General features: G+C 61.6%; 14 protein-coding genes and 1 pseudogene. 5 read left to right on the forward strand and 10 right to left on the reverse strand.

Annotation, left to right across the window (positions count from 1 at the left end):
- Genes BKK81_RS33580 through BKK81_RS33590 form a run of 3 tightly spaced genes read right to left on the reverse strand, consistent with a single transcriptional unit; the run spans position 1 to position 3,569 of the window.
- Complete coding sequence (locus tag BKK81_RS33580) at positions 1 to 2,346, reverse strand: ABC transporter permease (protein WP_231908290.1); 2,346 nt, start codon at positions 2,344 to 2,346, stop codon at positions 1 to 3.
- 14 nt (positions 2,347 to 2,360) lie between these two features.
- Positions 2,361 to 3,077, reverse strand: a complete 717-nt coding sequence (locus tag BKK81_RS33585; protein ID WP_071023239.1) for an ABC transporter ATP-binding protein — start codon at positions 3,075 to 3,077, stop codon at positions 2,361 to 2,363.
- 51 nt (positions 3,078 to 3,128) lie between these two features.
- Positions 3,129 to 3,569, reverse strand: coding sequence for a universal stress protein (locus tag BKK81_RS33590; protein WP_156811589.1), 441 nt, complete (start codon positions 3,567 to 3,569; stop codon positions 3,129 to 3,131).
- Between the two features lie 1,142 nt (positions 3,570 to 4,711).
- Between BKK81_RS33590 and BKK81_RS34970 the strand changes: the two genes are divergently transcribed.
- Positions 4,712 to 5,548, forward strand: coding sequence for a helix-turn-helix transcriptional regulator (locus BKK81_RS34970; RefSeq protein WP_083384885.1), 837 nt, complete (start codon positions 4,712 to 4,714; stop codon positions 5,546 to 5,548).
- Positions 5,549 to 5,575: 27 nt separating this feature from the next.
- Here the strand turns inward: BKK81_RS34970 and BKK81_RS33595 are convergent, their stop codons facing one another.
- Together BKK81_RS33595 and BKK81_RS33600 are read right to left on the reverse strand one after the other, a co-directional pair.
- Positions 5,576 to 6,163 (reverse strand): LysE family translocator, encoded by a 588-nt coding sequence (locus BKK81_RS33595; RefSeq protein ID WP_071023245.1) that lies wholly within the window; start codon positions 6,161 to 6,163, stop codon positions 5,576 to 5,578.
- A gap of 1,124 nt (positions 6,164 to 7,287) precedes the next feature.
- Positions 7,288 to 7,701, reverse strand: a complete 414-nt coding sequence (locus BKK81_RS33600) for a winged helix-turn-helix transcriptional regulator (protein ID WP_071023248.1) — start codon at positions 7,699 to 7,701, stop codon at positions 7,288 to 7,290.
- A gap of 92 nt (positions 7,702 to 7,793) precedes the next feature.
- Here BKK81_RS33600 and BKK81_RS33605 point away from each other — a divergent pair, with 92 nt between their 5' ends.
- Both BKK81_RS33605 and BKK81_RS35880 read left to right on the forward strand, forming a co-directional pair.
- Positions 7,794 to 8,747 carry an aromatic alcohol reductase gene (locus BKK81_RS33605; protein WP_071023251.1) on the forward strand — a complete coding sequence of 318 codons (954 nt, stop codon included), beginning with the start codon at positions 7,794 to 7,796 and terminating at the stop codon, positions 8,745 to 8,747.
- Positions 8,748 to 9,641: 894 nt separating this feature from the next.
- A complete protein-coding gene (locus tag BKK81_RS35880) occupies positions 9,642 to 9,977 on the forward strand; it encodes a hypothetical protein (RefSeq protein ID WP_071073779.1) in 336 nt (111 codons plus the stop codon).
- Between the two features lie 158 nt (positions 9,978 to 10,135).
- Here the strand turns inward: BKK81_RS35880 and BKK81_RS33610 are convergent, their stop codons facing one another.
- From BKK81_RS33610 to BKK81_RS33620, 3 genes and pseudogenes are all read right to left on the reverse strand, one after another.
- Entirely contained in the window at positions 10,136 to 11,515 is a 1,380-nt protein-coding gene (locus BKK81_RS33610; RefSeq protein WP_083384526.1) for an ISNCY family transposase, read from the reverse strand.
- Positions 11,516 to 11,687: 172 nt separating this feature from the next.
- Positions 11,688 to 12,922: pseudogene (locus tag BKK81_RS33615) on the reverse strand (IS110 family transposase).
- Between the two features lie 874 nt (positions 12,923 to 13,796).
- Positions 13,797 to 14,420 carry a TetR/AcrR family transcriptional regulator gene (locus BKK81_RS33620; protein WP_071012729.1) on the reverse strand — a complete coding sequence of 208 codons (624 nt, stop codon included), beginning with the start codon at positions 14,418 to 14,420 and terminating at the stop codon, positions 13,797 to 13,799.
- Between the two features lie 144 nt (positions 14,421 to 14,564).
- Here BKK81_RS33620 and BKK81_RS33625 point away from each other — a divergent pair, with 144 nt between their 5' ends.
- Both BKK81_RS33625 and BKK81_RS33630 read left to right on the forward strand, forming a co-directional pair.
- On the forward strand, positions 14,565 to 15,860 hold the full coding sequence (locus BKK81_RS33625) for an NAD(P)/FAD-dependent oxidoreductase (RefSeq protein WP_071023253.1): 1,296 nt from the start codon (positions 14,565 to 14,567) through the stop codon (positions 15,858 to 15,860).
- The gene (locus tag BKK81_RS33630; protein ID WP_071012732.1) at positions 15,857 to 16,699 is read left to right on the forward strand and encodes a DUF1365 domain-containing protein; all 843 of its coding nucleotides are present in this window, start codon (positions 15,857 to 15,859) and stop codon (positions 16,697 to 16,699) included. Before BKK81_RS33625 ends, BKK81_RS33630 begins: the two co-directional genes overlap by 4 nt.
- A gap of 112 nt (positions 16,700 to 16,811) precedes the next feature.
- Here the strand turns inward: BKK81_RS33630 and BKK81_RS33635 are convergent, their stop codons facing one another.
- Positions 16,812 to 17,321 carry a chalcone isomerase family protein gene (locus BKK81_RS33635; RefSeq protein ID WP_156811590.1) on the reverse strand — a complete coding sequence of 170 codons (510 nt, stop codon included), beginning with the start codon at positions 17,319 to 17,321 and terminating at the stop codon, positions 16,812 to 16,814.
- Between the two features lie 55 nt (positions 17,322 to 17,376).
- The gene (locus BKK81_RS33640) at positions 17,377 to 17,940 is read right to left on the reverse strand and encodes a lipocalin family protein (RefSeq protein WP_197524087.1); all 564 of its coding nucleotides are present in this window, start codon (positions 17,938 to 17,940) and stop codon (positions 17,377 to 17,379) included.
- Positions 17,941 to 17,975 lie beyond the last annotated feature (35 nt).

The following is a 17,975-nucleotide window of genomic DNA, read 5'->3' on the forward strand; positions in this document are numbered from 1 at the left end:
TTACTCTCTGGTTTTCAGCACAGCGATCAGGTCCAGCCGTCGCAGCCGCTGCTGGACGAGCAGTCCGGCCACGGCCGCGGCGCCGATGGCTGGCGGCAATGCCTGCGCCAGTGTTTGCCGGCTCAGGCTGAGCGGGATTCGAAAGGCCTCGCGGTCGAACATGGGGACGAGCAAAGCACACAAGCCATAGCCCACGGCGATGCCGACCGGCAAGGACAAGATCGTCAGAAGGAATTGCTCGCCAAGCAGAATCCCCGCAACCTCTTGCTGGGAAAAGCCAAGTACCCGCAAACTGGCCAGTTCATTCCCGCGCTCGGACAGCGCAATGCGAAAGTTGTTGTAAACGACCCCCGCCACGATGACCGTGGCAAAGGCCGCCAGCACAAGACTGGAGACGACGAACGTTCGATCAAGTGTTCTTTCGATGCTGGCGATCACAGCGGACCGTATGATCACGGAACCCACGACGGGCAGGCTCTTGAGCCTTTGGTACAGAGATTGTGCCTTGTCGGCGTCGACGCGGAGGTACGCCCCACTGATTGCCGGCGCTTCGCCTAGCAAGCGGGACGATGCCTTGTAGTCCATGTAGGCAGCGGCGCCCAGCAGGTCATCGACGACATCCGATACCCGCATGACCAGATTGTTGCGGCGGCCCTCGAGCACTTCAACCTCGACTCGCTCGCCCACCGTTAAGCCCAGCTCCGTCGCCAGTCTTGCCGAGAGTACAAGCCCGTCTGAAGCAATCCGATGGCGACCGGAGGTGTAGCCCGCAATCTCATGCAACTCGCCCGTGGGTTCCAGCCCAGTGATTTCGGTGCGTTTGGAGTGATTCGCGTTGCGCAACCATACCGGCACAATTCGAAATGGCTCGACTCGCAGGATGCCCGGCATCTGGGCCAAGTCATGGATGACCCGCAGGGGGCGCGGCTCGTTGAAGATCAACGTTACATCTTCATGCTGAACGCGGCCGAACTGGAGATCGAGAATCCTATTGACGCCGTCGAGACCGAACCTTCCGACGATGGTCAAACCTACGGCCAGCGCGATGGCAGCGATGGACATCAAGGCCTTACCCGGCCTGCGAGCCAGATTGCGCAAAATCAGACGCAGGGGAATCGGCAGCACCGCCAAGAGGCCTGCACGGTCGAGAAAACTCGCCCGGAAGCCGAGGGGTAACTCGGGGCGCATCGCTTCAACCGGTGACAAGCGGCCTGCGCGCAGCGCGGCCGATGCACTGCCCAAGGAGGCCGCACACACACTGGCCATGACAGCGCCGACCACGATCCCGGGAGAGACTTCGGCGTTCAGCTCGGGGAAATGGAAATACTGGCGGTATAGATCGACCAGCAATTTCTCCAGATACAGGCCGCTAGGCACGCCGAGCAGCACCCCAAGCAATACCGTCGCCAGGCCAAAATACACATACTGGATCGCCACGGCCCCGGTGCTGTAGCCAAACGCCTTCAGCAAACCAACCTCAGCCCGCTGCAAGGTGACGAGGCGACTCAGCAACGTATACAAGAGGAAGGCCGCCACCGCCAGGAATAGGGCCGGGACATAGTTAGCGATCACGCGGATCTCGTCGAGTTCATCGCTAAGAAATCGATTCGATTGTTGCAGCGTCCGTTCATACACCCCGAGGCAGCCGTAACGGAGAAGCATCCGGTCCAGCCTTGTGACGACCTCCTGGGGGCGGGCCTCCGCGTCAAGCTGGATAGCCAGATCATTGAATCCCCCCTTCATATCGAAGGCGGATTCCATTGCGGCCTGCCCCATCCACATGACGCCGAACCGACGGTTGTCCGGAAACACCATGCCCTGCCCTACCTCATAAACGTACTCTGGTGACATTCCGAGGCCAGTGATCGTCAACCGGCGGGTATGACCATTGAGTATGGCCGTCACGTGCCCCCCGACACCCAGTGCATTGGCATTTGCGAAGGCGACACTAAGGACGGCTTCGTCGTCATGGGAAGGGTCGGGAAGTCGGCCCCGTGAAACCCATAGCGCATTGATGCCGGCCTTGCCAACGGCTGGCAGGGAAATCAGCCGAAGTGTGGCCGGCTCGCGCATGCCCGGTACATCCGCATTAACGTCATGGACGATGCGCATGAGGACCTCCCGCACGCCCGGGATGGCCCGAATGGGTCCTTCGAGGGAAACCGGCGCACGTTTCACATTGGCAAACACGTCGGCAAAGCGCTGCATCTCGTAGTAGCTGTCCTTGGCGGATGTAAGAGAGCGCCATGCCCCATTCATCGCGACCAGCACGGCTATGCCGCATGCGACGACCAGCGCCGCGGCAGCAACCTGGGCGCGAAGCCGCCACAACTCGCGCGATAGCATGGTCAAGCGCGCGGCTACCATCGCAGTTCCGATGGATTTGCCCGGGTTGCATGCTGCTCAATCTCCGTGATGCGGCCACTGCTGATGTGCAGCACCCGGTCCGCCATTGCAGCTATGGCTGTGTTATGGGTGATAACGGCAGTGATTGCCCCCTGCTCCGTATTTACGCGCTGAAGAACCTCAAGTACAAGCCTCCCCGTGCTGTAGTCCAGCGCTCCAGTCGGCTCGTCGCAGAGAAGAATGTCCGGCTGCTTGACGACGGCACGGGCAATGGCGATGCGCTGCTGTTCTCCGCCGGAGAGTTGCGCTGGAAAGTGGTCCTTGCGCGCCGATAGCCCTACCAACTCAAGGGCATCGAGCGGATTCATGGGATGCTCGGCGATATCGGCCACCAGTGCGACGTTTTCCAGGGCCGTCAAGCTCGGAATCAGATTGTAGAACTGAAATACAAAGCCGACGTGCTCGCGGCGGTAAAGGGTAAGACCCGCCTCATCGGCGTGTGCCAGGTCATGGTCCTGGTATTCGATGGTCCCGGACGTCGGGCGGTCTAGTCCGCCAAGTATATGCAGCAACGTCGATTTTCCGCTGCCCGATGCTCCCAATAGGGCGACAAACTCCCGGTCAAAAAGGTCGAGGTCCACGCCGTTCAGCGCGTGAACGACCACCTCGCCCGCTTGATACGTCTTGTAGACGTCGCGCACACGAAAGAGCGGACTGCGATCGTTGGACATAGCAGAGCTAACCTGATTTCCGGAGGTCATTCCGTATGCCATTCCCAGTCATTAGCTACTGGCAGTGTCAGCCTTCACCAGAAGGACAGGACATGGGGCGTGAGCAATGACGCGGCCCGCTACGGAACCGACAATGGCATCCAGGAATGCGCCACGGCCGTGAGTGCCCATCACGATCGCTGCCGCATTGACAGAGCGTGCAAACTCGACGATGCGCTCTGGTGCAAAACCCGTCAGCGCGTGCTGTTCGAACGGAACACCCGCTGCGCTCAGGATCTCAGCGGCAGAGCGCATCGTCCGCCCACTCTCGTCCGAGTGCCATGCGGCAAGATCCGCGGCGCTGATGTAGGACTTCACCTCTCCCGACACGTCTGGCATGCAGTGAACGAGGTGTACGAGCAATGGCCCCTTCAGCAATTTCCCGGCAGCCACACATTGTGCCGCCGCATCGCTGTACGTTGATCCATCGGCCGCAAGTACGATTTGCATCACTTTCTCCTTGAGAGGCAAAGATGGCTACGATCGTAAGTTGGGTAGCAGTGCATCGCGAAACGCGACGGATCACAGGCCTCAGCGACTCACTTCTACCGCGCAAGTCACATGGTCATGTTCGTAAGGTAGGTGATGAACCATTCACGGTTTTGGGCTGGATCAAAGAAGCTGTAAGCGCAAGAAGTCGCGCTATACGGCGGACCGTTATGAAGAGATCGCTATTGTCCAACTGAGCCGCGCTCCCGGCCGTTCGGTGGCGCACACCGGAGATCCAGCCGCCATCGTCGGGTTGGCGCCATCAAGTAGGGTAGAGGTCTGGCCGGGACCGCCATGGCGCAAGGAGTTCCCCAGGTCACGCAAGAGCAACAATTTCCTCCCGGATACCTCGAACCACGGCTCCGCCGACGCGCGATACAAATGTCAGCAACCCGAGCAATCCATCGCCGGCAGGGGGCAGGCTTTCTCTGTGTCCGGCAGTGAGATTGATTCGGCCGTGGCTACGCGGCGTCATAAGGTGGCGCGCATGCTAGCTCAAAGCCAGCAGTCCGAGGAAGCCAGCCGTTAGGACGTAATTCCAATCGTGATGAAGAAAAAGCCATTATGCATAGGCATTTCAGCTCACAATGCGGTACAGCCATCTCCTACGCATCTGACGGTTCAAGCTGGCTGCACTGGGAACTCGGCTTTCGATTAGAGCGTTCAAAGCATCAATGGTCATTCTAGCGAACTTCTCCCTCGACGGCTCTAGTTTCATCGACGACTACCCCGTGCCGATTACAGTTCGCCAGGAACGGATGGTCTGGATCCTCGATGGGATCTCCTGCCGGGAGCTATTAATAAGTAGACGGTCAGAAGGTATGGCCCTTCTATAGGCGGGACTGAGATAGCCGATTACTCAACGATTAACTCAACTTGCGAACGGCAGCAGTACGTCCGGAACCCGCCGTTGCTGTGGCCCAATCCCGAACGGCGGTTCCGGGGCGGGAGCCGTCAAAGGCCGTCGCCGATCGTCGAGAGAAGAGCTGGCGGCGGAGATCGGCCAGAAGCGGCTGGCCGACATCCCGGGCCAATCTGGGCACCGTGCTCGACCGAGGAAGCGTTACAGTACCCAATGCCACGCGTGGACATAGCCGCGAAACCAGATGAACAGTGTGCCCCTTACGGTCAAAGAGACAATAGCCCCGACGTTCTGGCGCGACGAAACGCTGCCGTTTATCGAGGCTCGTTCAATACAGGGCGGTCGCCAGGTTTGCTATGCAAAACACGCGCATGACACGTTCTCAATCGGTGCGATCACGGGCGGCCGCAGTACGTATCTCAACGGGAGAGTCCAGGAGCACGTGGGTGCCGGCGCAGTGGTTGTCATCAACCCGGAAGATGTCCACGCCTGCAATCCGATCGACAATCAGCCGTGGTCGTATCGCATGTTCTATGTGAACGTTTCTTGGCTGATGGACCTTCAGCATGAACTCGGTTTCAGTCACAACTGCGGCTTTCGTGCGTTTTCGACCACCATGACGACTCGGCCTGACCTGTATGCTGGGTTGAATCGCCTATATGCCGTATGCACCGACGAGCACGCAGACCATCTGAAAAAGCATAGTGCGGCGCTCACCTTCTTTTCGGAAGTGCAGCAAGCGCTGAGCCCGGCCCCCGCATTGACTGGGAGCCCGAATCGAAAGCTCGTCCGCGCGGCGCAATACATACGAGAAAACTGCACGCGCTCGCTCAAGCTGGCGGAGATCTGTGCAGCAGCAGATCTCTCTGCGTCCTATCTGATCCGCTCTTTTAAGGATCGCTACGGCATGACGCCTCACGCGTACCTTATCAATTGCCGTATCGAATACAGCCGGTCAGAGCTCAGGCGGGGGCGAGCCATCGCCGATGTCGCCATTGAAGCGGGATTCTCTGATCAGGCCCACCTGCAACGGACTTTTCGGCAATTTGTGGCGGCCACGCCTCGCCAGTATCGTGGTTGAGCCCCAGGGCGTGGCCGAGCCAGCCGCCTATGCCTGAAGCAGGTAGACGGCGCTGCCCGCAAGCAACAGCGCCATCAGGCGATTGAATAGCCGGACCCGCTTGGGATCGCTCAAGTATTGACGCAAAAATGATCCTGCATATGCCCAGCAGGCAATCGATCCATAGCAGATCACGAAATAGACTACCGTGAACTGCCAGACCAACATGCGGTCGCCGTTTGCTGCGTATGCCCCCATGCCCGCAAGGGATGCTAGCCATGCTTTCGGATTCAGCCACTGCATCGCTGCTCCGGAGAGCAACGACGGACCTCTTGTTGCCTCCTCCGCTCCGAGTCGCCCGTCATCGACGGCGAGCTTGTAGGCGATGTAAAACAGAAACGTTACCCCGGCCCACTGAATTGACTTCGTCAGATACGGCCAATGACTCTGGATTTCGTGTAATCCCAACCCGGTCAGCAAGAGCAACAACGTAAAACCAATGGTCGCTCCCGTAACATGCCGCATGCTGGCGCGTAGTCCATGCTGAGCGCCTGTACTCAACGCAACGATGTTGGCGGGCCCGGGAGAAATCGATGCAGCCAGGGCAAAGGCGCTCATGGAAAGAAGATGGCTCATCTATTGCCTTCGATACGCTCGTTGGGAAATCACAGAGCCCGAAGGTATAGCGGGATGGGACCGCACGTATTGAAGCAAATTACCCTTTGCTTTCCGTAGACCGACCGCTTTTTGCAACTGTGGCAGTCCATTTCGGGGCGGTAGCCGCCATCCGGCATCGAGACGGCTTGGGGTCCGCTATCGGAACGCGACCAGCCAACCAGGGCCGGGGCGTGCCTTTGATCGCACGCTCCAGGTCTAGCCGGTTGATCTGCCGCTGGCGCTTCACGTGCAGTGGCGGGTGCTGCGGCGGCGGTGGCTGGCCCTGCACCGTAATGACCTCAGATCTAGCTATCGCCTGGCGTCTCCATCGTATCTAACCGGGCAGGCTGGATAGCATGGTTCGGCGCTCAAGCGGACATTTCAGCTTTGCTAGAACGGAGGTGCGGACATTACAACTTAGCCGCTACATTCACTGTCTAGGGCGATCTCAGATGTCGGGGCGCGCGGCAAATTCAAATGTCGGCACGGGCGTGCGGTTTGTGCGGGGTTGAATGCTTCGTTGGGCCTTTGATCGGGCAGTGTCGCTGGCCGGCAGCGGCTGGGTCCACGGGCAGGGTGGGGCGCACGCAGATTGGCTTCGCAGCGCCGCCTTTGAGGGCGAACTGGTCACTACCAGATCCTGGCCGGAAAAATCGGGCGTCGGCGTTGCCCGCAGTCGCGACCGTCGCAGAACGGCCACTTGCGGTCGTTCGACCGCGCGCTCGGGCGGACATTCGAACGTCAGTTCCGCTCAGCTATCAGACTCTGCCTTGTCGAAATGTGCCGTCCTGCTTCGGCAGCCCGATTGGCGACGCGTAACGTGATCATCGAAGATTTGAACACTGGCATTGGCGGTGTTCGCGCTTACGTCACCTGCTGACTGCGAATTCGCAGTACAGGAAAGTATTCCCTGATAACAACCAATCTTCCTGCACCAGCCGAAACAAGACGTCAGCGAGGGCGCGAACCTTGGACGGTGCGGCTCGTCGGGATGGATTGACGACGAAGTACGAAGTGCGCGGCCGCCATAAGCCTTTCACTCGGAGTGCGTCAATCCTTATCCTTGCCAATGAAGCAGGGAATGCGAATCAACAATCGGCAAGCTACAAGTTCGCGTCGCGGTTCTGGGTGTCGAAACTCCGCCTCGCTTCTCTGAAGCGGTCCGCATTCTCGACGATCCAGGTCCACAACGGGACCATGCGAACGAGCAGGTCCATGCCCGTGTCGGATAACTCGTATTCGACTCTAGGGGGCACTTCATCGAAATCGTGACGGAGCACTAGGCCGTCACGTTCGAGTTGTCGTAGCGTGCGCGTCAACATCCGCTGAGTCACCCCGTGCATGCGCCTGCCGATTTCGGCATGGCGCAGCCTGCCGTACACGCCGAGCGTGTGGACGACACCGAGCGACCAACGACTCCCGGCGTGTGCGAGCACCTCTCGCCGCAGTCCGTCATCATCGTCTCGCAGGCCATCGCACACGGTTTGCGAATATCGGAGAAGTTCGTCTCGATCCAACTATCTGGCTCCCAGTATCACGCATGTGCCTTCTTTCATACACGTCCACGCATTGCTAGACTGCCGCAACACATTCCTCAGCATGCTAGAAGATGAACCAAACAGATCCTAACGCCAGGTCTCAAAACATTCTCGTGCTCGGTGCCGGCGAACTCGGCCTTCCAGTGCTACGCAATCTCGCACGTCGAGCGAAGGACGTGGCCGGCGCGAAGATCAGCGTGCTGCTGCGCGCAAGTGCCGTTGAGTCCAACGCACCGGCCAAGCAACATGATATCTGGGAGATTCGAGACCTTGGGATCCAGATCGTCGTAGGCGATCTTGTGAAGAGTTCTATCGATGAGCTCGCAGGCGTATTCGCAGGATATGACACGGTAATCGGTTGTGCGGGCTACGCAGCCGGCATCGACACGCCAATGAAGTTGGCGCGGGCGGCGTTGCAGGCGCGCATCCCGAGGTACTTCCCGTGGCAGTTCGGGGTCGATTTCGATGTGATCGGTCGTGGCAGTCCGCAGGACATCTTCGACGCACAGCTCGACGTGCGCGAGTTGCTGCGCAGTCAGCACGATACCGAGTGGGTCATCATCTCGACCGGCATGTTCATGAGCTACCTGTTTGAGCGAGACTTCGGTGTCGTTGACCTGCAAAACGACGCAGTCCACGCGCTGGGCAGCCTCGAAACCGCCGTGACGCTGACGACGCCCGATGACATCGGAGCGCTGACTGCCGCGATCGTGTTCGCCCAACCCCGTATCCGAAACGAGATCGTCTATCTCGCCGGCGACACCGTGACATACGGAGAGGTCGCAGACAAGCTGCAAGCGGCCCTCGGCCGCCCCTTCAGCCGTTCGGAGTGGAGTGAGCAGTATTTGCTGGATGAGCTGGCGCGCGATCCGCACAATATGATGCGCAAGTATCGTGCGGCTTTTGCTCAAGGGCGGGGTGTCGCGTGGGACAAGCATGGGACGTTCAATCAACGCCATGCCATTCCAGTCACCGACGTAGCATCGTGGATCGACGCAAACCTTGCTTCGGGCCGCAGCGAATAACCGGGCAGGCTGGATACCATGAACGACAGGCTAGGCGGACATTTCTACTTAGCCGCTACACACAATGTCTAGGCGGTTCTCAGTTGTCGCGTGGCTGGCTACATTCAAATGTCGGCACGGGCGTGCTTTTTGTGCGAGCTTGGAGGCTTTGGCGAGTTTTCGGTGGGGCGGTGGGGCTGGCCTGACGCGACGGAGTCCCGCGCCGGGTGGGGCGCTGGCGGCGCGGTGGGCCAAGTTCAACTGACCGCGTGCTTGCGGGGGGCTGCGGGGCCGCGCGCTCAGCCGGGGCGGTCGCGCGGACGCGCTCCGCAAGGTGTCGCGCCTCGGCCAGACCGGTCAGGGACGCTTGGCTCCGATCGGTGGCGACCAGGCGGCTGCCGACCGGGTTCGGCCAGAAGCCGGCACTCGACATGAGGGCCCTGATTGCACACAATCCTGAGAAGCGTTCGCCGCAGCCGCCCCTTCCGGGCGGCATACCAACATTACTGAACTGATTGCCGCAGTGATGTCCATGGACCTTCAGGCTTTCATTAGGCGCTCGAGGCGAACAGTCTAATGAAGGCAGAATGTAGCCAATATCGGAATTACATCTATCCTCGGAGTTTGACAATGAGATGCCAGATTTGCGGGCGTGAACTGAATCGAGGCGACGATCCATTGTCCGTGGACTGCGGTGGCGATTGTTGGGGATGCATCGGAGAAATTGAAGCGGAGATGGGTGACAAGGCATCGCTGGAGAAGGTGCGCGACGAGCATTCGCGCGGACTTCGACCAAGTTGGACGGCCCCTTTAGATGGCGACTGACGGCCAATCGGGGACAGTCACCGCTGGACAATCGCTATACTCCTCCGCTGATATGCGACGCATTAGCGACGCAGGAACCGAAGGACGCTTATGTCGGAAAACGATTTTGATATCAAACTGGATGAGTTGGTGGATCGCTCTGTCGGCAAGCTTCTCACGGCCGACAGTTTCGATCCCTCAGCATTTGATGCCCTCAAGGAATATCTATGGCAGAAGGGTGAGGGACTTCAGCATGAATACTGCGTGTCAAAGCAGATTCTGCGCACCCTCCGGTCGACCGTAAGTGCCATAACAAGTCGAGCGGAGTATCTGCCTTCCGTGCGCCAACACCTTAAATTGGCCCGAGAGTTCGACGGAATGCTCGACAGCCTGATCGCGGGAGAGACCCGCGCAACTCGAACTCCTGGGGTTCCTCGGGTGATTTAATCCGACGCATGGAATGTCTGCTTCCAGCAAGGACGACTGACCGCTAAGGGTTCGGTGGCGGTCACCACTACCAGGTTGCCCAATGAATGCTTAGGGTCGGTAGCCGCCCTTCAGCATCGGGCGGGCCCGGCGTCCGCTATCGGGCAGCAAGCGGCCAACTAGGGCCGGGGCGTACCCTTGATCGCCCGCTCCAGGTCGATCCGATTGATCAGCCGCTGACGCTTTACGTGCCCCGGCGGGTGCTGCGGCCGTGGTGGCTCGCCCTGCAGCGTCCGCGACGGGCCGGCCTGATGCCGGTCGTCGCGCAGCGCTTGTACCTGGGCGGCGATATCCAGCACGTGCCCCAGCCGCTTGTTTTCCACGATGGCGCCCTGGTCGATCTCCGAGAGCCGGTGGTAGGTGGTGTAGGGCAGGGCAGCGCCATCGGCCCACAGTTCCACGTGCCCGTCCGGATAGTCGGCCACTTCGATGTAGCGATGGATCAGGCGGCGGTGCTCGGGCCGGTCCTCCAGCAGGTACATCACCTTGTCGTATTGCAGCGTGAGGCTGGCCGACACCTTGCGCCACTCGCGCCAGCTGAAGATTCGTTCCAGATCCTCGTCGCCACGCAGCGGCCGGTGCGCGTTGAAATCGCTCTTTGGCACCTTGGCAAAGCGCGCGTTGAAGTCCGCGATAAACGTCGGCGCATAGGCGTTGGCGGCGTCCATCGAGCTGATGCCGCGCAACCGCAGCTCCTTGACCAGGCGGTCCTGCAGCGTGCCGTTCATCCGTTCGACGCGGCCCTTGGCCTGGCTGGAATTGGCGCACAGGATGTCGATATTCAGCTCGAACAACGCCCGTCCGAACTGCGTATAGCCTCGGCCTTCGGCGTTGGCCTTAGCGCTGACCCGGAACACGCTGAACTTGTCCGAATAGAACGCCTGCGGCTTGCCGTGCCGCTCGAGATAGGCCCGGGTGGCGGTGAAATAGGCGGGGGTCGACTCGGTCGGCACGAACAGCAGCTGCATCAGCCGGCCGGTGGCGTCGTCGACATAGACCAGCAGCGTGCACGCCGGCGCGCGGTCTTCGAACCAGTGGTGGTCGCTGCCGTCGATCTGGACCAGCTCGCCCAGGCAGGCCCGCCGATTGCGCGGCTGGTGGACCTTGGGCGGGCGCTGCCTGCGCGGCACCCAGAAGCCCGCGTCGACCATGATCCGGCGCACCGTTTCCTTGGCCAGGTCGATGCCATGACGCTCCCGCAGTTTCTCGGCGGCCAGCGTTGGGCCGAAGTCGGCGTAGCTGTCACGGATCAGTCCGCACACGCGAGACTCCAGGCCAGGCGGCAACTGGCGGTTGCCGGGGCGGCCGCGCTTGCGCGAAGCGAGGCCGCTCGGCCCATCCGCCCGGTACCGCTGCGCCAAGCGCTCCACCTGCCGGCGCGACAAGCCCAGCTTCTCGGCGGCGCGCCAGACCGCCAGGCCGTGCTCCACCACGGCCTGTATCACCTTGAGTCGGTCCAGTTCGCGCATCGTCACGGTCAGAATCTCGGGCTTGCCCATGGCGGCCTCCAGTCTCGGACGGACGGAAAGCCGCCAGCTTGCCAGGACTGGCAAGCACTGCGACAGTTCTAATTGGCCCAAGTACGACAATACTATTTGGCCGTAACACACAAAATTCGCATAATAAAGATTATGTTAAATTAGTTGTGTGCGCAACTAATGTGCCTATGCCTCATGTCGGAGAGGTTGGTTGAAGCTGGCAGCCCAGGTCGGCAAGTCGTTTAAGGAGTCGTTGGATGGCTTTGCTAACGTCGTGTCGGCTGAAGTAATCGGGGCCGAGGTCCGCATATTCAAGGCCATCGGAGAGCATGTGCCAGGTGGCCGTGAGGATGGAGGCAGCGAGCGCCAGGATGGCTTTCTTTGCGCCACGTCTGGCCTTGGTACGCAGAAACTGGGCATGCAGGTAAGTGTTTTTCGCGCGTACTGCGGCCCATGCGGCGGTGACCAGCGCGGTCTTCAGCCATGTAGCGCTCTTGCGCACGCGGGTACTGCGGCGCTTTCCGGCGCTCTCATCGTTACGTGGACAGAGGCCTGCCCAGGATATGAGATGGGCTGCATCGGGGAAGCGCGTCATGTTGGCGCCAATCTCGGCCAGTATGACCTGGGCGGTCACGTCGCTAACCCCGGGGATGGTGGTGAGCAGGCGGACACGTTGCCGGATCGGCGCGAGTGCTTTTCCCACGGTGGCGTCCAGTTCCGCGAGCGTGTGCTCTAGTGCATTGATGACGTCCAGATGCAGCTTGAGCAGGGTCCGGTGATGCGCGGTAATGCGCCCGCGCAGGGCCTCGCGCAGCTCAAGCGTCTTTTGGCGCGCAGTTCCCAGAGCCAGCGCAGCCAGGCGCTCGGGGTTGTCTTCGCCCGCCACGATGGCATTGAGCATGGCGCGACCGCTGCAACCGAGTATGTTCGACAGCACACTGGCGAGCTTGAGATTGGCGTCCTCGAGCACCTTCTGGATGTGCAGGCTCTGCTGGCTAATCTCGCGCACCAATTGTTTGCGTGTGCGCGTCATATCGCGCAGTTCTTGGGTCGGCGCGGGCGGAACAAAGCTGGAGCGGATCAGGCCGTGTGCAAGCAGATCGGCGATCCACGTCGCGTCGTTGACATCGGTCTTGCGCCCGGGGACGTTGAGGATGTGCCGGGCTTTGGCCAGGACTAACTCGAACTGGGCATCGAGGATGTGCTAGACGGGCTTCCAATAGACGACGCCAGTGGCCTCCATGGCCACATGGGTGCAGGCGTGCTGGGCCAGCCAGTCAGCCAGTCAGCCAGGGCCAGCAGGCCAGTCGTGGTGGTGAGGAAAGTGCGTACTTCGTGATGCTGAGGTGCCGATACGCAGCGCACGCAGGCCACAACGGTGTCCTTGTGCGCGTCCAGTCCGGCGCAGCGGGGGTTGAGAACCTGCATGTTGCCTCCTGCCAGATAGACAGCAGGGGCAGCAGCCCTCGTAATCGAATTCTGGTAAGCGTGTTTTAGGCAGTGATTGCCGTGGTCACAATTTGGGGTGCGCGCAGGGCTGCGGGTCCAACTGTTAAACGGGCTCCGGGGCACCACCAATCCCAACGCCGACCTCAGTTGCCGCTGCGTGCTCATGTTACCCCTGGCGTTCGCGGCGGATGCCACAAGCCTGCTTCATCCTTCGAGGTCGGGCCAGGCCCGATGAGCAACTGTTAACTGCAAGGCGAACCTGTGAACCTCATCCGTTGTGACACAGGACAGAGGGGACGGGCAAGCCGATTATCGACGACGATTTGTGGGCACTGATGGGACAATTATCTTAACAATTCACTCACCTGAAGTGCCCCTGATTGTTATTCATAAATCACAAAAATATTTGCCGAACAAAGTAACTGAAACGACACTGGCAGATCCTTTACCCCACTTTTTGGTTAACCATGCTTTTGGGGGGATGAGAGATTGCTGCGCGACAACATAATGTGGCCATGCAACGAATATGACCCCGTTGCATTTTCAACAAGGGCATAGGCACTCCCCGCGCCTATGCCCTCTTTTCTTGCGGCAGAATCGTCCACTTGTCTTAGTCAGCAACACTCGATACGCGCTACGGAGGTGTCAACCTAGGCGTGGACGGCAACCCAGAGATCAGGCCGTACCTCAGAAGCTCGCAGCATTCTTGGGGCACCATCGAGCTCGAAGCACCGAAGTCTTTTTGATGAAAAAATCACCGGATACTCGCCAAAAAAATATACCCCCATAACGAGGGGGGTTGGCTTGCAAGCGACTGTCACGCAGATAGTCGTAAAGTGCCGATTCACTTGTGCTACCGGTGCTCGGAAGCAGTGCAAAGGCCATCAAAGCATACCTTGAGCATCGATTCGACAATGGCGTCCGTATCCATCTTGCTGTAGAGCTGCAGGTACTCCACAGCCGGATCGCAGCTGCGCGCGTAGTAGCTGAACAGGATGACATCGGTGGGCAGGTCGGCATTGAACTCGCCGTTGCGGCGTGCCTCGTCCACCAGTCCCTCCAACTGCTTGTTGAGCTTGAGCACGCGCGTCACATAGCGCAGGTTGCGCGTCAGCATGGCGCGCACATGCGGGCTGGTCGATGGCAGGAAGGGCAGCCCGCCACCCAGGCGCACGCGCAGCGCCCACTCCAGAAGCGCACGCAGACGGCCAGCCGGTGTCAGGCCGGCCGGCTGCGCCTCGAGTTGCTCCAAGGCGCCGTCCACCAGCCTCACCATCACCTCGCCCACCAGATCCTCTTTGGACTTGAAGTGCTTGTAGAGGCTGGGCTTGGAGATGCCGACCTCGGCCGCCACGTCGTCCATCGTCATCAGGTCGAAGCCCTTGGCCGCCAAGGTGCGCGTGGCGGCATCGAGAATGGCGTCCTCGCGGAGCTTGAAAGCTTGATCCTTGAAGCTGAGCCTGCCAAAAATACTCATTAGTAAATCTCGCTACTATGTAGTAATCTTTCTTCCAAAGCGGTAGTTTTATCTTAGCACTCAATCCGGCGAGACCATGAGAAGAACTGTAAAAGTTGCGCCCAAGCTTCGTGGCATACCAGGAACGAGCGCCTGGGGCTGCCGATGAGTGGCGCACCTGGCACGTATCCGCGCGGGCGGCGTATCGCGGTGGTGGGTGCCGGCATCGCCGGCCTCGCCAGCGCCTACCTGCTGGCGCGCCGCCATGCCGTCACACTGTTCGAGGCAGGCGACTACCTGGGCGGCCATGCCAACACCGCCGATATCACACTGGACGGCCGCACGCATCCCGTCGATACCGGCTTCCTAGTCTTCAACGAGCGCACCTATCCCAATCTGCTCGCACTGTTCGCCGAACTGGGCGTGCAGACGCACCCGAGCGACATGTCCTTCTCGGTATCGCTCGACCAGGGCCGCCTGGAGTGGGCAGGCAGCAACCTGAATACCGTATTCGCCCAGCGCAGCAATGCCTTCTCGCCCAGATTCCTCGGCATGCTGCGCGATATCCTGCGCTTCAACCGTGCTGCCGAGCAGCACTTGAAGGTGAGCCTGCGCGACGGCTGCTCGGTCGAGCAACTGCTGGTGGCCGGCAACTACGGACAGCCCTTCCGGCAGCACTACCTGCTGCCGATGGCGGCAGCTATCTGGTCGAGCGCGCCGGCGGACATCCTGCGCTTTCCCGCCGCCACCTTCCTGCGTTTCTGCCTCAACCATGCCCTGCTGCAGGTCAACGGCCGGCCGCAATGGCAGACCGTGGCCGGCGGCTCCCGCGAGTACGTGCGCCGCATTGCCGCCACACTGGACGATGTGCGCCTGCGCACGCCGGTGCGGACCGTGCGACGTGACGCCGACGGTGTTGACCTCTGCACGGATGCCGGCATGGAGCGCTTCGATGCCGTGGTGCTGGCCACGCATGCCCCGATCAGCGCCGCGCTGCTGCAGGACGCCGACGGCGCCGAGCGCGAAGTGCTTGACGCCGTGCGCTACCAGCGCAACATCGCCGTGTTGCATACCGATGCCGCGCTGCTGCCGCGCCGGCGCCGCGCCTGGTCCGCGTGGAACTACGTCGGCGGCCGGGACGACGCCGGGCAGCGGCCGGTCTGCGTCAGCTACCTGCTCAACCAGCTCCAGCGCCTGCCCTTCCGCCAGCCGGTGGTGGTGACCTTGAACCCGATCGTGGCGCCGGCGCCCGGCAGCGAGTTGCGCCGCTTCGTCTATCAGCATCCACTCTTAGACCTGACCGCGGTGGCAGCGCAGGCCCGCCTGCCAGCGCTGCAGGGACGGCGGCGTACCTGGTTCGCGGGCGCCTGGACCGGCTACGGCTTCCACGAGGATGGCCTGCGCTCGGCGCTGCGCGTGGCGACCGACTTCGACGTCCTGCCGGCCTGGGGCAAGCCATGAGCCACATGCCGGGCGCGGGCGGCAGCGATGCGCAACTCTTGCGCGCCGACGTGATGCACGAGCGCCTGCGCCCAGTGCGCCATCGCTTTGTCTACCCGGTGTTCTGCCTGCGCCTGAACCTCGATGCCCTGCCGCACCTGCGGCGCTGGTGGTTCGGCGTCGACCGTCTTCGCCTGCTGAGCCTGCGGAGGCGCGACTACGGCCCGCGCGACGGCAGCGAACTGGCGCCCTGGATGCGCGCCCGCCTGCGCGAGGCCGGCCTGGCCGCCGACGGCGAGATCTGGCTGCAGACCTTCCCGCGCGTACTCGGGTATGCCTTCAATCCCGTCAGTTTCTGGCTATGCCACGACCGCTCCGGCGACCTGCGTGCCCTGCTGGCCGAGGTCAACAACACCTTCGGCGAGCACCACGCCTACCTGCTGGCGGCGCCCGACGGCGGCCCCATCGAGCCCGCCACCGTCCTCCATTGCCGCAAAGTGCTGCACGTATCGCCCTTCTGCCGCGTCGAGGGTGGCTACCAGTTCCGCGTGCGCACCACGCCCGATACCGCTTTCGTAGGCATCACTTACCACGACGCCGACGGCCCGCTGATCCGCACCGCCATCGGCGGCCGCCTGCTCCCCTTCACCGCTGGCCCGGTGTTGGGCGCGCTGTGTCGCCAACCATGGATGGCGCTCGCGGTGATCGTGCGCATCCACTGGCAGGCCTTGCGGCTGTGGCGGCGCAAGGTGCCGTTCTACGGCAGCCGCCCGCCGGAGGCGGCTGTAGCGACCGCCGGCGGCACGACGCAGGCGAACGCAGCATCTCATGCCGCCTCTCGTGAACCGCCTTCGACCTGAGCATCGTGGCTTGCGCAGTGGATTGAGCAGTGGATTGAAAATAGCGATCGCAAACGCCGCCACCTGCCCCCGCAACAGCCCTTACCAGGCAGACGCCACATGCAGAACTCCTTCATCGGCCGCCGAGCAAGCGCTCCCGCAAGCTGCCGGCCCGGGTCGCGGGAGACAGCCAGATATCGAAGAAAGCCCGCGCGAAGACGGGGTCATCAATTTCCGCGCTGGCGCTACCGTTGACGTAGAAGCGTACGCCCCGGCCAGGCAGATAGACGCCGCAGATGGCGTCGCCCGGCCGCGTGTCGATGAAAGCCGGCATCATGGCCGCACGCCAGCGTTCGAGGGTGACCTCCGGCGGCGGTGGATCGCTGAGGCGCCGGATCTCGTCGAGCGCGGTATCGATCATGCGCGCGCGAGGAATACTGCGTCGGTAGACGATGTCGAGCGCGAACGGCGCTTCATAGCTGAATCCGGGTCGAGCGGTCCACAGGCGAGCGTCGTACAGGCAGAATCCCAGAAGGCAGAGTTGCCCCTCACCGTGCAGGCGCAGCGGTGGCGGGCCGTCCTCGCAACGGCCCCAGGCCGACCCTAACCACAGCGCCGCCAGTCCGATGACAAGCCATCGCATCCCGCTTCCCCTTTGTCAGTGGCGTTGCGCGACCCGACGCGACGCCATTGCGCACTCACTCCTTGTCGCCCGGCGACTGGAAGCCCGGCTGGCCCAGCTGCGACGGGAATTGCGGAACGCGACGGAAGCGCGAGATATCGTAGCCCATCTCGTCAAGCCGCCGCAGCAGCGCCTGATACGTACCGTCGTCCATGTCCGGCCGGCGCGCAAACACCCAGCCCAGGCTCTTGCCTGGATAGCCGAGCAGCGTGACCTGGTAGTCTGGATCCACGTAGAGGGTGAGCTGCTGCACGGTCACCGGCCAGAACAGCCGCACGCGCCATTCGCCACCGCCCGAGCCGGGCACTGGCGTATCGAGAAAGGTCATGCGTTTGGTCGGCGCATCGAAGCTGCCGGGCCGGTAGACATAGTGGTCATCGATACGGCCGTCATCGCGCAGCACCCACTCGGCATAGCTGGCCACATTGCCGCGCTCGCCGAAGTAAGGGATGTTGGCGATGACATACCACTTGCCCATATAGCGTGGCAGGTCGACCGGCACCGTCTTCAGCGGCAGTTCCGCACGCGGGTTCTGGTTGGGTGGGGATGCACCGCAGGCGGCGACGAGCGCCAACGTCATCGCCACGGCGCCAAGTCGGATTGCCCGTCTCCAGC

Origin of the sequence: Cupriavidus sp. USMAHM13, from assembly GCF_001854285.1 — a bacterium.
In the GTDB taxonomy this organism is placed as follows: Bacteria; Pseudomonadota; Gammaproteobacteria; order Burkholderiales; family Burkholderiaceae; genus Cupriavidus; species Cupriavidus malaysiensis.

Bases quoted from the DNA above. Each gene is read 5' to 3' on its own strand.
- BKK81_RS33640 (WP_197524087.1), bottom strand. From the start codon at position 17,940: ATGACGTTGGCGCTCGTCGCCGCCTGCGGTGCATCCCCACCCAACCAG.
- BKK81_RS33605 (WP_071023251.1), top strand. From the start codon at position 7,794: ATGAACCAAACAGATCCTAACGCCAGGTCTCAAAACATTCTCGTGCTC.
- BKK81_RS33625 (WP_071023253.1), top strand. From the start codon at position 14,565: ATGAGTGGCGCACCTGGCACGTATCCGCGCGGGCGGCGTATCGCGGTG.
- BKK81_RS35880 (WP_071073779.1), top strand. From the start codon at position 9,642: ATGTCGGAAAACGATTTTGATATCAAACTGGATGAGTTGGTGGATCGC.
- BKK81_RS33580 (WP_231908290.1), bottom strand. From the start codon at position 2,346: ATGCTATCGCGCGAGTTGTGGCGGCTTCGCGCCCAGGTTGCTGCCGCG.
- BKK81_RS33610 (WP_083384526.1), bottom strand. From the start codon at position 11,515: ATGGGCAAGCCCGAGATTCTGACCGTGACGATGCGCGAACTGGACCGA.
- BKK81_RS33635 (WP_156811590.1), bottom strand. From the start codon at position 17,321: ATGCGATGGCTTGTCATCGGACTGGCGGCGCTGTGGTTAGGGTCGGCC.
- BKK81_RS34970 (WP_083384885.1), top strand. From the start codon at position 4,712: ATGAACAGTGTGCCCCTTACGGTCAAAGAGACAATAGCCCCGACGTTC.
- BKK81_RS33595 (WP_071023245.1), bottom strand. From the start codon at position 6,163: ATGAGCCATCTTCTTTCCATGAGCGCCTTTGCCCTGGCTGCATCGATT.
- BKK81_RS33630 (WP_071012732.1), top strand. From the start codon at position 15,857: ATGAGCCACATGCCGGGCGCGGGCGGCAGCGATGCGCAACTCTTGCGC.
- BKK81_RS33585 (WP_071023239.1), bottom strand. From the start codon at position 3,077: ATGTCCAACGATCGCAGTCCGCTCTTTCGTGTGCGCGACGTCTACAAG.
- BKK81_RS33620 (WP_071012729.1), bottom strand. From the start codon at position 14,420: ATGAGTATTTTTGGCAGGCTCAGCTTCAAGGATCAAGCTTTCAAGCTC.